The sequence below is a fragment of the Corynebacterium guaraldiae genome (assembly GCF_053480195.1).
The window spans coordinates 101,223-114,148 of sequence record NZ_JBRBAU010000007.1; the positions used below are offsets into that span (position 1 = coordinate 101,223).

At 63.8% G+C, this 12,926-nt stretch carries 12 protein-coding genes; 6 read left to right on the forward strand and 6 right to left on the reverse strand.

What is annotated here, in order from left to right; genetic code table 11:
* Nucleotides 1–15 precede the first annotated feature (15 nt).
* The 4 genes from ACUY3D_RS07180 to ACUY3D_RS07195 are packed head-to-tail and all read right to left on the reverse strand — an operon-like array spanning nucleotide 16 to nucleotide 5,319.
* A complete protein-coding gene (locus ACUY3D_RS07180) occupies nucleotides 16–996 on the reverse strand; it encodes an LLM class flavin-dependent oxidoreductase (RefSeq protein WP_448240717.1) in 981 nt (326 codons plus the stop codon).
* 3 nt (nucleotides 997–999) lie between these two features.
* The gene (brnQ, locus tag ACUY3D_RS07185) at nucleotides 1,000–2,340 is read right to left on the reverse strand and encodes a branched-chain amino acid transport system II carrier protein (protein ID WP_448240718.1); all 1,341 of its coding nucleotides are present in this window, start codon (nucleotides 2,338–2,340) and stop codon (nucleotides 1,000–1,002) included.
* Between the two features lie 38 nt (nucleotides 2,341–2,378).
* Nucleotides 2,379–3,476: a MalY/PatB family protein gene (locus ACUY3D_RS07190; protein WP_070597419.1), complete on the reverse strand. Its 1,098-nt coding sequence runs from the start codon at nucleotides 3,474–3,476 to the stop codon at nucleotides 2,379–2,381.
* Between the two features lie 10 nt (nucleotides 3,477–3,486).
* Nucleotides 3,487–5,319, reverse strand: a complete 1,833-nt coding sequence (locus ACUY3D_RS07195; RefSeq protein ID WP_070597418.1) for an ABC transporter ATP-binding protein — start codon at nucleotides 5,317–5,319, stop codon at nucleotides 3,487–3,489.
* A gap of 90 nt (nucleotides 5,320–5,409) precedes the next feature.
* On the opposite strand from ACUY3D_RS07195, the gene ACUY3D_RS07200 reads away from it, so the two are divergent.
* Both ACUY3D_RS07200 and idi read left to right on the forward strand, forming a co-directional pair.
* Nucleotides 5,410–5,946, forward strand: a complete 537-nt coding sequence (locus ACUY3D_RS07200; protein ID WP_448240719.1) for a hypothetical protein — start codon at nucleotides 5,410–5,412, stop codon at nucleotides 5,944–5,946.
* Nucleotides 5,943–6,467, forward strand: a complete 525-nt coding sequence (gene idi, locus ACUY3D_RS07205; protein ID WP_070519572.1) for an isopentenyl-diphosphate Delta-isomerase — start codon at nucleotides 5,943–5,945, stop codon at nucleotides 6,465–6,467. The genes ACUY3D_RS07200 and idi overlap by 4 nt, the downstream gene beginning before the upstream one ends.
* Here the strand turns inward: idi and ACUY3D_RS07210 are convergent.
* Nucleotides 6,464–7,735: a carboxylesterase family protein gene (locus ACUY3D_RS07210; RefSeq protein WP_448240720.1), complete on the reverse strand. Its 1,272-nt coding sequence runs from the start codon at nucleotides 7,733–7,735 to the stop codon at nucleotides 6,464–6,466. The two genes, idi and ACUY3D_RS07210, sit on opposite strands and share 4 nt — an antisense overlap.
* Before the next feature lie 23 nt (nucleotides 7,736–7,758).
* Between ACUY3D_RS07210 and ACUY3D_RS07215 the strand changes: the two genes are divergently transcribed.
* Nucleotides 7,759–7,917, forward strand: a complete 159-nt coding sequence (locus tag ACUY3D_RS07215) for a hypothetical protein (protein ID WP_168164014.1) — start codon at nucleotides 7,759–7,761, stop codon at nucleotides 7,915–7,917.
* Nucleotides 7,910–8,065 (forward strand): hypothetical protein, encoded by a 156-nt coding sequence (locus ACUY3D_RS07220; protein ID WP_185963341.1) that lies wholly within the window; start codon nucleotides 7,910–7,912, stop codon nucleotides 8,063–8,065. Before ACUY3D_RS07215 ends, ACUY3D_RS07220 begins: the two co-directional genes overlap by 8 nt.
* Here ACUY3D_RS07220 and malQ read toward each other — a convergent pair.
* Nucleotides 8,062–10,161 carry a 4-alpha-glucanotransferase gene (malQ, locus tag ACUY3D_RS07225; protein WP_448240721.1) on the reverse strand — a complete coding sequence of 700 codons (2,100 nt, stop codon included), beginning with the start codon at nucleotides 10,159–10,161 and terminating at the stop codon, nucleotides 8,062–8,064. The genes ACUY3D_RS07220 and malQ overlap by 4 nt on opposite strands.
* 93 nt (nucleotides 10,162–10,254) lie before the next feature.
* On the opposite strand from malQ, the gene ACUY3D_RS07230 reads away from it, so the two are divergent.
* Both ACUY3D_RS07230 and ACUY3D_RS07235 read left to right on the forward strand, forming a co-directional pair.
* Complete coding sequence (locus ACUY3D_RS07230; protein ID WP_070530199.1) at nucleotides 10,255–12,096, forward strand: AMP-dependent synthetase/ligase; 1,842 nt, start codon at nucleotides 10,255–10,257, stop codon at nucleotides 12,094–12,096.
* 125 nt (nucleotides 12,097–12,221) lie between these two features.
* Nucleotides 12,222–12,902 carry a hypothetical protein gene (locus ACUY3D_RS07235; RefSeq protein ID WP_070519581.1) on the forward strand — a complete coding sequence of 227 codons (681 nt, stop codon included), beginning with the start codon at nucleotides 12,222–12,224 and terminating at the stop codon, nucleotides 12,900–12,902.
* The last annotated feature ends 24 nt before the right edge of the window (nucleotides 12,903–12,926 follow it).

Genomic DNA, 12,926 nt, shown 5'->3' on the forward strand with positions numbered 1-12,926 from the left:
CGAGGGCGCGTCCGCCTACAGCTGCCACGCTTGAGCCAGGTTAACCATGTTACCCAAGGCGGCCTCGTGGCTTGTGGATTGCAGGGAGATCATGAGTTCATCCGCCTGGGCCAGATTTTGGAATTCCGTGAGGTAGTCGCGCACGTGCTCGATACTGCCCACGGCGGAGTACTTCAGCATGCCGATGATCTGCTGGCCCTGCGGGGAATCGATGATGCGGGCAACGTCGGCGTCGCTAAGCTGCTTGCCACGACCTGCAAAGGCCTTGACGCGGCGGAAGCAGACCTTTTCAAATTCCTCGTCGGCGTCATCACCCGCGGTGACGTTGACACCCGCGATGACATAGGGCTCCGGGTGGGCTTCGGAAGGCTGGTAATTCTCGCGATAGTAGGCCGTGGCGGCCTCGAGGTGTTGCGGGGCAAAGTGCGAGGCGAAGGCATAGGGAAGCCCGTACTTGGCGGCGAGCGAGGCGCCGAACAGCGAGGATCCCAGGATGTAGATGGGGACGTTGGTGCCATGACCGGGGATGGCCTTCACTCCGGGGATGAGGGACTTTCCGGAGAGGTAGCCCTGCAGCTCCTTGACGTCCTCGGGGAAGCGTTCGGCGGCGTGGCCATCGCGGCGAAGGGCGCGGCCCAAGGTCTGCATGTCAGTGCCGGGGGCGCGGCCCAGGCCGAGGTCGATGCGGCCGGGGTAGAGCTCGGCGAGGGTACCGAATTGTTCGGCGATGACATAGGGCGCGTGGTTCGGCAGCATGACGCCGCCGGAGCCCAAGCGGATGCGCTCGGTCTTCGCGCCGATGTGTGCGATGAGCACCGCCGGGGAGGAGGAAGAAATGGAGGGCATGTTGTGGTGCTCGGTGTACCACATGCGCTTAAACCCCAAAGCCTCCGCGCGTTGCGCCAGCTCGACCGACCTGGCCATGGACTGAGAGGGAGATTCCCCCGGGTAGATGGTGCAGAAATCGAGGACGGACAAAGCGGCGCGGGACGTCATGAGCTACTCACTTTTCTTCGACGAGCCTGTAGATACAACGTCGATGATAACGCCGATGGCAAATGCGAGGAGCGTGGGAACCACCCAGCCCAAACCAACGTCTTGGCCAGGGGCGAAATCAAGCGGCGCGCCGAAGGAAGTGGCGGCGGACCACAGCACGGAAACCCACAGTGCCAAGCGGAATCCCCAGTAGAAGGTGACCCACTTCTTGACCACCGGCTGCAGGAGGGTCAGCGCAATCAGCGAGATAGCCGGTGGGTACAAGAACACGATGAAGGGCACCGCGATGGCAAGCACCGTGTCGAGGCCCTGGAAAGCGAAGGCGATGGACAGCGCGGTAAACAGGCAGGCCCAGAAATGGTAGGTGGTCTTCGGCACAAGGAGGGCGAAGAACTCCGAGGTGGCGGAAATCAGGCCCACGGCGGTGGTCATGCACGCCAGGATGACGATGGCGGAGAAGACGGCCTGGCCGATATTGCCCATGGTGAGATTGGAGGCGTCGGCAAGCAGGGAGGCGCCGGACTCATAGGAGGCGCCGTTCGGCATGGTTTGGCCGATCCACGCCAGCCCCAGGTAGATGGCGGCGAGTAGGGCGCCGGCGATGACCGCGGAGAGAATGGTTCCGCGCAGCAGCTCACTGTTCTTGGAAAAACCCTTGGAGCGCAGGGAGGTCACGATGACGATGGAGAAAGCCAGGCCCGCGATGGCGTCCATGGTGTTATAGCCCTCAAAGAGGCCGGTAACGAAGGGTGCGGAGGCATACTCTTCGGTTGGGGTGCCGGGAACGCGGGGATTCGCCACGGTAGCGAGGGTGATGAGGACCGCGAGCAGGATGACCAGCGCCGGGGTGAGGAACTTGCCCAGGGTGTCGATGATGTCATTCGGGCGCCAGGCCAAAGCCAACGCGATAAGGAAGAAGACGACGTTGAAGGCGCCGTTGGCGAAGGTCCCCTCCCAACCCAGCAGCGGGGTGATGGCGGTTTCCATGGACACCGCGCCGGTACGCGGCAGGGCGTAGAAGGCGCCGATGGCCAGGTACGCAATGACGGAGAAGGCCACGCCGAAGATCTTGCCGCCGTGGTTTCCGATGTCCCGCACGGACTGGCCGGAGATAGCCACCGCGACCACAGCCAAGACCGGCAGTGCCACGCCGGCGGCGAGGAAGCCCAAAGTGGCGGGCCAGAAGTTGGTGCCGGAGGAGACACCGACTTCCGGCGGGAAGATGAGGTTGCCCGCTCCAAAGAACATGGAGAAGAGCATGAGTGAGGCAACGATGACGATGCCGATGGGGGAACCCGTCTTCGAGGCGGACTGAGAGGGAGCCTGAGCGTCATTAATGGACATTTTTCTAAGAATAATGCCCATGACATGAGATGTAAACTCTAGCTGAAGGCCTTCTCCAGCCGGTCCAGCGCTTCTTCGAGCAGCTCGCGGGAGGTGGCGAAGTTCAAACGCGCGTGGTGCTCGCCGCCCGTACCGAAGGTCACGCCCTCGTTGAGAGCCACCTTGGCGTGTTCACGGACCCACGCCGCGGGCTTCGGGTCATCACCAATAGCGGTCCCGGAAAAATCCAACCACAGCAGGTAGGTGGCCTGCGGGTGGGAAGTCTTTAGGCCCGGCACGCGCTTGGGCAGCTCCTCCACCAGCCAGTCGCGGGTCTTCTTTAAGTACGCAATCTCCTCGTCGAGGAACTCCCCGCCGTCGCGGTAGGCGGCCTCCGCCGCTAGAACGCCCAGCGTGCCGGTGCCGTCCTTGGCCACACCGGTCAGCGAATTCCAGCGCTCCACGTCCGCGGAGTTGGAGAAGATCACCTGCGCGCACTTGAGACCCGCGGTATTCCATGCCTTGGAGGTAGCGGTGACGGTGATGACGCGGTCGGACAAAGCGCCCAACGGGATGTGGCGGCCTTCGTAGACCAGCGGGGCATGGATCTCATCGGAGAGGATGCGGGCATCATACTTATCCGCCAGTTCCACGAGTCCCCGCAGCCAGTCCTCGTCGAAGACGATGCCCAGCGGGTTATAGGGGTGGGAGAGCAGGATAGAACCGGCGCCAGCCTTAAAGGCACGCTCGATATCGTCTAGCTCCAGCGAGGTCTCTATCTTCTCTCGTCCCGCGGTCTCCGGCAGCTCCAGCAGCGGCGGGTAAGACGGAACAGGTACGGCCACCGCGCCCTCAGTAAAGTACTGCACCCCGAGCAGCAGCCCGCGCACGACGTCCCCAATCCAGAAGACGTGCTCTGGGCGCCAGCCATAGCGCGATTCATAGAAATCCGCCAGGGCCGCGTTGAGCTCGGAGGCCTTCGGCGCCGGGGTGTAGCCGAAGGATTCGGCGTCGACAGCCTCCTGGATTGCTTCCTTCACCGCGGGGGCGGTGAGGAAGTCCGATTCAGCGATCCACAGCGGAATGATGTCCTCGTCATAGACGGTCCACTTGCGGGTGCCGCGGGCACTAAGTTCTTTCAGGCTAGGGAAATGCATGCGCCCCACCTTACTCGTCGGTGGGCTGCACAAATCCGTATTTTTTCAGCCGCTGGCGGTCGGCGGCGGAGGCGGATTGGGTCAAACGCAGCAGCTCGGCGTAGATGCCGCCGGACTGCGCCAGCTCGGCCGGGGAACCAATTTCGGAGATGCGGCCGTGGTCGAGGGTGATGATGGTGTCCACGTCCGCGATGGTGGACAGGCGGTGCGCGATGATGAGCGTGGTGCGGTCCTTCATGAGCTCATCCAGGCCCGCTTGCACAGCGCGCTCGGCTTTGGTGTCCAGCGCCGAGGTGGCCTCGTCGAGCACGAGGATGGGGGCGTCCTTCAGCATGGCGCGCGCCACGGCCACGCGCTGCTTCTGCCCGCCGGAGAGCTTGAGGCCGCGCTCGCCGATGACGGTGTCATAGCCATCGGGGAATTCCTCGATGAAGTCGTGTGCATTGGCGCGTTTGGCGACGTCTAAGATCTCCTCCATCGTCGCCCCCGGCTTGCCATAAGCGATGTTTTCCTTGATGGTGCCGGAGAAGAGATAGGACTCCTGGAAGACCACGCCGACTGAGGCGCGCAGGCGCTCGGCGGTAAGCTCCGCGGCGTCGTGCCCCAGCACCGTCAGCTTTCCCTCCGTGGGCTGGTACAGGCCCAGCAGCAGGTTGACCAAGGTGGACTTGCCGCCGCCGGATTCGCCGACAAGCGCGACCTTATGGCCCTCTTGGGCGGCGAAGGAAATATCGGCGACGACCGGCTTTTCCGACTCATAGGAGAAGGACACGTCCTCGAAGGCAAAGACCGGGCCTTGCGTTGGGCGCAGCGGCTCGGCCGGGGTGAGATCGAGCTCGGGGACGTCGGAGGCGTCAGCGGCGGCGACCAGCTGCGGGTTTACCGTCGGTTCCGGGGTCTCCTCCATGACCTTGAAATAGTCCTTGGAGCCGGCGATGGCGCGCTGGCTGACATCCACGATCCAGCTCATCATGAACACCGGCTGCTTGGCCATGTTCACCAGCTGCAGGAGCATGACCATGTCACCGATGGAGAAGTGGCCCTCCAAGGTACGCCAGAAGATCAGGCCATAGATGCCTAAGAAGATCAGCGCCATGGCCGCGCCACGCGCGGTATCCATGGAATGCCACCACCGCGATTGCGGCTTCGTCGTATCCACCACTGTGCGGTAGCGCGAACCGAAGGAGGCCAACTCGCGGGCCTCAGCGACGAAGGACTTGGTCACCTTCACCTGGCCGATGACCTCTGCGAAGCGGCCGTTGGCCACGTCGATGTTCTCATTCTTGATGGCCTCGAATTTCTGCCAGCGCTCCGAAGTCAGCGCGGTGAGCCACATATAGATGGGGAAGAGTGCTGCCAGCAAGATGGCCAGCGGCCAGTAGTACACCGCGGTGATGACCAACACCGCCGCGGCCTGGATCAGCATGACGAAGAAGTTATTGGAGAAGGACTGCAGGAACTGCGTGATATTCGCAATCGAGCGGTCCAAGCGCGCAATGATGGTGCCGGTGACCTGGTTGTCGTAATAACCCTGCGGCACGGAGAGCAGCTTGGCAAAGTAGCGCGTGGACAGAATCTGGCGCAGGCGCGCCACCATGACATCGCCGATATAGCCGCCGATGTTTTTCACCACGTTGCCCAGCGCATCTGCCACAAAGAGTGCGACGACCCACCAGAGGATGGTGCGCAGCGGGCCTCCTGCGACGACGGTGTCGGTGGCCTCGCGGAGGATGAAGGGAGTCAGCAGCGAGAGAATCGCGGTGACTGACGCGGTGATTAGGACGCCGAGATAGAACGGCCACAGCGCAGATGCGCTGCGGACGATGCGGAGAATAGAGTTCATCGTCGGCCGATGTTACGCCCTTAATAGGAATATCCAACCCGTCGACTAAGGTAAGGGAGAAACCGAAGTCGTGATGGAAAAGGATTCGCGGTGAAGAAGTACCTCCCCCTAGCGTGTGCCCCGCTGTGCCTGGTTGCCCTCTCAGGCTGCAGCATCCTCCAGCCGCCGGACACGGGCCTGCAGGACAACATCGTGGTGTCCAGCTCGGAGCCGCCGACCTTTGAGGCTAAAGACGTGGACGCCGAAGAGGTGACCTCTAACCTGGCGGCACCTGTCAAGGACAAGGGACTCAACGTGGAGTATGAGCTGCAGGGCCTGTACTCCGGCGGCGGTGGAACGGTGCTCACGGTGAAGATCCACAACCTCAACGAGGTGCCCATGCCTGCCGACGCCCTCCCGGAACCCACCCTCGAGCGCGCCGATGGCAACGGCGGCTGGGCCACCGTGGATCCGATTGCTTATGACCCGGCCGTCAACACGGACTTGCCCGCGCCGGGCTTGGACCACCCGCTGGGGGCAGGCGCGTCCACCAACCTCCAGTATGTCTATGACGTTGCCCCCGGCAACCTGTGGAACGCGCGCTTTAACATCGGCAACGTGCGCTTTGTAGGAGACCTCAATCTATGACGGAACTCGTCGTTCTAGCCTCGCCCGAGGGCAAGCCCGCAGGCGTAGCTGAGAAGGCCGCCGTCCACACCGCGGATACTCCGCTGCACTTTGCTTTCTCCGCCTGGGTGGTGCGCGGAGGCGAGCTGTTGCTGACCCGCCGCGCACTGTCCAAGCTGACCTGGCCTGGTGTGTGGACCAATTCCTTCTGCGGACACCCCGGGCCGGATGAGCCGACTGCCGACGCCGTCGTGCGCCGCGCCCAGTTCGAACTTGGCCTCAGCGGCACCCCTCACTTAGTGCTGCCGAACTTTTCCTACCGCGCCGTGGATTCCTCCGGCGTGGTGGAAAACGAAATCTGCCCGGTCTATCTCTTTGAGACCACCGACGAACCCACGCCTAACCCGGATGAGGTGGACTCCTTCGCGTGGGTCCCGGTGCGCGATGTCCTCGCTGCCGCCGATGCCACGCCATTCGCCTTTAGCCCGTGGATGGTTGAGGAGCTGGCCCACGAGCCGTTGCGCGAGGCCCTGTTGGCCTAAAGCAGGCTGCCATCCTGGGCGAAGGCCGCCGAGATATAATCCAGGCTGGAATAGGCCACGCGGTTTTCGCCGTTATCCAGGTTGTATTCCCAGATGGCGTGCTCGGGGCGGTAGGCCTCGAAACCGGGCTCGCCGGTGCGCACGAAGTCCCGCAGCCACTGTGCTAGCTCCGTGTCCCCAAAGAGCGGGCGCAGCTCCTCGCAGTGCAAGGCCGGGCCCGAGGAGCGGGTGAACTCCACCATCCAGGTCTTACCTGGTGCCTTCTCCGCCACCTCTGCCGCCCAGCGGCGGATGATGGCATCACCCACCAACCGGCCCATCGGGCGGTCCTTATCCATGTGCTGTGCCACCTGATACCACGGTTTGAAACCATTGCGGGGAAATCCAAAGCGCGGGGCCACATAGCGCAGGATGAGGCCGCGGAAAGGGGAGCGGTCGATCTTCTGCGTGGCGGGGATGTTGTAGAACTCGTCGCGGGTGCTGGCGAGGATGAGGGGGACGTCGGCAAGCTGCCCACACTCCAGTGGGGTAGGGCCCAGCGCCATATCGAGGCTGTACTTCTTGCGGAATTTTGCGTAGCCGGCCGCGAGCTCCTCTTGGCTCATCGCCGCGAGGGAGGAGCGCGTGATGGGCTTCTTCATCACCTGGCGCAGCGTGGCCTTGCGCTCCTCGAAGCTCTCCCGAGGGAAGCCCGGGGAGAGCGCCACGGCGCGGCGAAAAGCCCCGCGGTAGTGGTCGCGCCGACACAGCCAGAGAACGGCATTGGCGCCGGCGGACTGGCCCACGACGGTGACGTTGGTGGGGTCGCCGCCGAAGGACTCGATGTTGCACTGGATCCATTCCAAGCCCAGCTGCAGGTCCTCGATGGCGCGGTAGTGGTTGGGTTCATCATCGCGGAAACGGGCGAGCCCCGGCAGCCCCACGCGGTAGTCCAGCTGCACGTGGACGATGCCCGCCTCCGCAGTCGGCGTGCCCTCCGCCCGGGGGTCCTCGTGGGAGCCGTGCTCGTAGCGGCCGCCGTGGATGTAGACCAGGGTGGGTGCTAGGGCGGCGGTGCGTTTGCCGGGCGCGGGGGCGGTGATGGTCAGCGCGACCTTCTCCGGATGCGGTTCGCGCGCGTCCTGGTCACGCGGCGGGGCGGGCTCGGGGTTGTCGAAATCTCCCGGAATGTGGGAGTACTCGATGGAGTGGAAATGGGCCACGTCCCCATCGAGGTAGCCGGTGATGGTGCCCGCGGGGCAGGTGACGTCGAAAGGTGCACTGCTCATGGACAACAGGCTACCCTGAGGGCATGGAATGGCTCGTGCAGGCGCCAGTGTGGGCGCAGATGGCGGTGCTCGCCGTGACCGCAGTGCCGGCCGCGACCGTCATGGGGTGGGTGCTGATGTGGGTTATCGACCGTGTGAATTCGTGGCTAGCACCCGCGACTAGGATGAAGAAACATGACTGACGATGATCACCGCGAAGGCCTGTGGGACCCCGAGCGCCCGCAGCCTCCCCACCGCAAACGCGCACTGCCCAAGTCCCGAGTGAGCGTGACCCTCTGGCTGATGATCGCGCTCATCGTCGTGGTGGCCATCGTCGGCGTCGTCGTTTAGCGCCCGGCGCCCGGCCTCGTGGCGGCCTGGGCGAGGCGCTGGTAGAGCTCCTGCTTCGGCAGATCCTCCAACAACACCGGCTTGCCGGCGGTATCGCACAGCGGGATGCACCAGTTGGGGTACTGGTCCTTCGTCGTGCCCGGCTGGTTTTGGGCGCGCACGTCACCGACCATGTCCACCAGGTTGGTCACCGTCAGCGCCGACGGGGTTCCCGCGATGTAGCGGTGCAGGGCAACGAGCATGTCCTCTTCGCTCTCGCGGTTGTCCAACATGCCATAGGCCTGCAGGTTGTCCTTGACCTTTTCCTGCCACGCGCGGTCCTCGGCTTCTTCTTCTGCCACCGGGCGGGTGAGCAGACCCAGGCGGGCGCGCAGCGCGATGTGGTCGCCGCGCAGGAAGGCGAGCGTCGGCGGCAGATCGTGCGTGCCCACCGAGGACATCGCCATCTGGCGGTATTGATCCTGCGGGCGCGGGGTGGGGCCGTCCTCGGCGTGCTCAAACCAGATGATGGTGGTGCCCAGCACCCCCATATCGCGCAGAGCGTTTTGGACCCACGGCTCCAGGGTGCCTAGGTCCTCGCCCACGAGGACCGCGCCGGCGCGCTCAGCCTCGAGCGCGAGGATGCCGAGCATAGCCTCCCAGTCATAGGTCACGTAGGTGCCGTTGAGCGGGGTGGAGTGACGCGGGATCCAGTACAGGCGGAACAGGCCGAGCACGTGGTCAACGCGCAGGCCGCCAGCATTGCCCAGCATCGTTCGCAACAAGTCACGCCACGGCTGGTAGCCGGATTCCGCCAGGCGGACCGGGTGCCACGGCGGCTGAGACCAGTCCTGGCCCTGCTGGTTGTAATCATCCGGCGGGGCGCCCACCGAACACTGCGGGGCGAGGTATTCCGCCAGATTGACGGCGTCGGCACCGGCGGGGTGGATGCCCACGGCCATGTCGGTGATAAGCCCGATGCTCATGCCGGCGTCGAGCGCGCGGCGCTGGGCAGCATCTAGCTGCTCATCGCAGAGGAACTGCAGCCAGGAATAGAACTCAGCCAACTCGCTGACGTCAAGGCTCAGCGCGTGGCGACGGCCGCTGTGGCGTTCGAGCTCGGTCTCGGCGCACCACAGCGCGAAGTTACGCAGGCCACGGCCCTCGCGGCGCTGGTACTCGCTAAAGGCGGTGCGGCGCTCTGGGGTCATCCCCTTGTTGAAGAGCTCCTGGAGGACCTGCAGCTTGGCCTCGAAGATGGAATCACGATCAATCTCTTCCGCAGACAGGTTGCGCTCGCGGAACTCGGCGGCCAGCTCGGCCACGTCATCCTGGAGTTCCGGGCTGAGCAGTTTCAGCTCCGGGACGTCCTCGATGCGGATATAGATCGGATTGATGAATCGCCGCGTGGTGGGCAGGTAGGGCGAGTCTTCCACCGGCGGAATCGGCTCGCCAGCATGCAGCGGATTAATAAGGAGGAAGTCGTAGTCCGGTGCTAAGACCTCCGCCAGCTCTGCTAAGTCACCGAAATCACCCATGCCCCAAGACTTCTCGGAACGCACCGAATACAGCTGCGCCATCGCACCCGCCGCGGGGCGCTCAAGATAACGGTCGGCCGTGCTCAGGTGGTTCGGCACGACGATGAGCGGGCACTCGTGCTCTCCGATGCCGGGAGAGGACAGGAGCAGCTTATGGAATCCGAGAGGCAGGTCGCCGGGGACGTGGAAGCTTGCCTCGCCCCACATGGTTCCGGAGACGTCGGCAGCCGGGGCATCGTTGGGGTCCTGGTAAGTCGGGCGGGTCTCGCCGCTTTCCAATTCGATCGTGACGGAGATCGGATCCCCGTCGTGGACGTGGACTGCGAAGGACTTTTCGGCGCCTTCGCGGGCCACCACGCAGGGCGGCAGTGGGCGGGAAGCCCGAGCGAGGTAGTCCTCGAAGAGGGCTTGGGTTAGCTCCTCATCGTCCGGACGGTCGGAGATAGAGACGCCGAGTGCGCGCAGCGTGTAGGTGATTGTCTCCTCGCTGACGTACACAGGCTGTCCGTTCTGGGCGGTGTACTCGCAGGCCACACCGTGGCGTTGGGCAAGTTCTTGAAGCAGATCACGGGTAGTCACATCCCCCAATTGTGCCACGCCCTCCCCACGCGCGTAATAAATCAGGTTGGTAGAGTGGGCTGGAATTTAGTTTTTGTGGGAAAGGACACAACTGTGACTTTGAATGAAGCGCACACCAAAGCGGAATTCGAGATCAAGGACGGCGAAACGTGCCTTACCGCCATGATGGCTACGGCGCACGCCCGCCCACATGGCGTGCTGTTTACCCGTCCGGCGAATTACGAGTGGGTCAACGTCACCGCCAAGGAATTCGTCGAGGAAGTCTACGCGGTGGCCAAGGGGCTCATCGCCTTCGGCGTGGAGCAGGGTGACCGCGTGGCGCTCATTTCCACCACCCGCTATGAGTGGTCCTTGCTGGACTACGCCATCTGGGCCGCCGGTGCGGTTTCCGTTCCGGTGTACCCCTCGTCGTCGATGTCCCAGGTTCAGTGGATCATCGAGGACTCCGGCGCAATCCTCGCCATCACGGAAACCCGCGAGCACTCCGAGCTGGTCAAGCACCTGAAGCTGCAGGAGGACGGCACCCCGCAGCTGCACGGTTCCCCCTCCCAGCTGCGCCGTGTCTTAGAAATTAACTCTTCGGCCATCGATACGCTGAAGTTTGAGGGACGCGACATCAGCGACGACACCGTCAACCAGCGCATCGAAGCTACGCACACTGACGACGTCGCCTCCCTGGTGTACACCTCCGGCACTACCGGGCGCCCCAAGGGTTGCATGCTGACCCACCGCAACTGGCTGGCGGAAGCCCGCGGGTTGCTGACCAACCCCATTGGTGCCATCGCCGTGCCGGGCGCACACGTCCTGACCTTCCTGCCGCTGGCACACGTCTTCAGCCGTGCGGTGTCGCTGGCGGTCACCATCGGTGGTGCGTCCCAGAACCACTGGGCGGACTTCAGCACCATCACCGTTGAGTTCGCTCGTTCCCGCCCGAACCTGATTCTTGGCGTGCCGCGCGTGTTTGAAAAGGTACGCAACGGTGCGTCCGCCAAGGCGCATGGTTCCTCCGCGTTCAAGGGCGCGATCTTCGACAGCGCGGAGAAAGTCGCCATCGAATACTCCAAGGCGCTGGATACCCCGGAGGGCCCCAACCGAGTTCTCAAGGCCAAGCACAAGGCCTTTGACAAGCTGGTCTATTCCGCCATCCGCCAGGCAATGGGCGGCGAGGTCAAGTACTGCATCTCCGGTGGCTCGGCCATCTCGCAGGATCTGCTGCACTGGTACCGCGGCATCGGCGTGACCATCTACGAGGGCTATGGACTTACGGAGACCGCAGCGGCTGCCGCCGTGGACTTCGTGGATCAGTCCATCGGCACCGTCGGCCCGCCGCTGGGCGGAACGACGATGCGCATTAACGAGGACGGCGAGATCCTGATTAAGGGAGATATCGTCTTCAAGGGCTACTGGCAGAACCCGGAAGCCACCGAGAATGCGCTGCAGGACGGCTGGTACAACACCGGCGACCTCGGTGAGATCAACGAAGAAGGCAAGCTCGTTATCACCGGCCGCAAGAAGGACCTCATCGTCACCGCGGGCGGCAAGAATGTCTCGCCTGGCCCGATGGAAGATATCCTGCGTTCCCACCCGCTGATCTCCCAGGCCATGGTGGTTGGCGACGGCAAGCCCTTCGTCGGCGTGCTGCTCACCCTGGATGAGGACGCGCTCAAGCGCTGGAAGGCGGACCACAACATCGCCGCGACCAAGGGCATGCGCGAGGTAGCTGCGGATCCGGCGCTGCGCGCGGATATTCAGGACGCCATCAACCAGGTCAACGCCACCGTCTCCCACGCGGAGGGTATTAAGAAGTTCGTCATCCTGGATCAGGACCTCACCGAGGAAAGCAACGAGCTCACCCCAACCCTGAAGGTCAAGCGTTACGTGGTGGCCCAGCGCTATGCGGCTGACATTGAGCGCCTCTACGCCGGCAAGAAATAAGGCTGGACGGAGTCTGTGAATTCCTTCGGAGTGTCGCGCAGCCGAATGCGAGGATCTCTAATAGAGTCAGCGGGGTCAGAAAAACTCTAAACCTCAACTAGAGGTTCTCACGGGAAGGGCGGCCTATGCACAAGATCGCAGCCGAGCTGCGCCACCGTGAGCTGACCCAAGAAATCTATAACATCGGCGATGAAGTCGTCGACTACATCGAGCACCTCATCGAGGCCATCGAGGACTGGGACGATGAACTCTCCCTCGACTGCTTGGCCGAGCTGGGGGATATCGTCGAAGACGCCCGCGTGGATTCCGGGCGCTGCGTCGGCGAGCTCATCGGCCTGCGCCAGGCGCTGGTCTCCGGCCTGAAGTCCGGCACTATCTCGGCTGCCTCCTCCGGCGACAATGACGTCGAGGAACCGAAGCAGCTCACCGCCCGCGCACTCGCTGAGGGCCTGCCTATCTCCGGCCCGCCCGTCGTGGTCTCCGAGCTGGCAGAAACCTTGCGCGGCCGTACCGCCGCGGTGGCTGCCTACCTGCGCGAGCTGGTCGAGTACGTGCTGGCGCAAACCGACGCCGTGGCCCGCAACCTCGACGTGGTTTCCCTGCCGAACTTGTACAAGCGCGCGGGAGAATCCTCCCTTATTGCCGTGCAAGCCTGGCGTCACACCGTCGTTGAGGCACACCCCGCCTTCGTGCGCACCATGCGCGGGCACAATCCGCCGCCCTTCCTAGAGGAGCGCGCGCGTATCGACGCCGTCGTCGCCCGCGTCCGGGCTAAGCGCCAGAAGCAGGCCGCCACGACCGCTTAAGGAGCCGCATCACAGACTTCCTTG

What these genes read in the sequence shown, in the direction of transcription:
- ACUY3D_RS07220 (WP_185963341.1), top strand. Translation starts at nt 7,910, where the DNA reads ATGACTGACGATGATCACCGCGAAGGCCTGTGGGACCCCGAGCGCCCG.
- ACUY3D_RS07210 (WP_448240720.1), bottom strand. Translation starts at nt 7,735, where the DNA reads ATGAGCAGTGCACCTTTCGACGTCACCTGCCCCGCGGGCACCATCACC.
- idi (WP_070519572.1), top strand. Translation starts at nt 5,943, where the DNA reads ATGACGGAACTCGTCGTTCTAGCCTCGCCCGAGGGCAAGCCCGCAGGC.
- ACUY3D_RS07195 (WP_070597418.1), bottom strand. Translation starts at nt 5,319, where the DNA reads ATGAACTCTATTCTCCGCATCGTCCGCAGCGCATCTGCGCTGTGGCCG.
- ACUY3D_RS07180 (WP_448240717.1), bottom strand. Translation starts at nt 996, where the DNA reads ATGACGTCCCGCGCCGCTTTGTCCGTCCTCGATTTCTGCACCATCTAC.
- ACUY3D_RS07190 (WP_070597419.1), bottom strand. Translation starts at nt 3,476, where the DNA reads ATGCATTTCCCTAGCCTGAAAGAACTTAGTGCCCGCGGCACCCGCAAG.
- ACUY3D_RS07215 (WP_168164014.1), top strand. Translation starts at nt 7,759, where the DNA reads ATGGAATGGCTCGTGCAGGCGCCAGTGTGGGCGCAGATGGCGGTGCTC.
- brnQ (WP_448240718.1), bottom strand. Translation starts at nt 2,340, where the DNA reads ATGTCCATTAATGACGCTCAGGCTCCCTCTCAGTCCGCCTCGAAGACG.
- ACUY3D_RS07235 (WP_070519581.1), top strand. Translation starts at nt 12,222, where the DNA reads ATGCACAAGATCGCAGCCGAGCTGCGCCACCGTGAGCTGACCCAAGAA.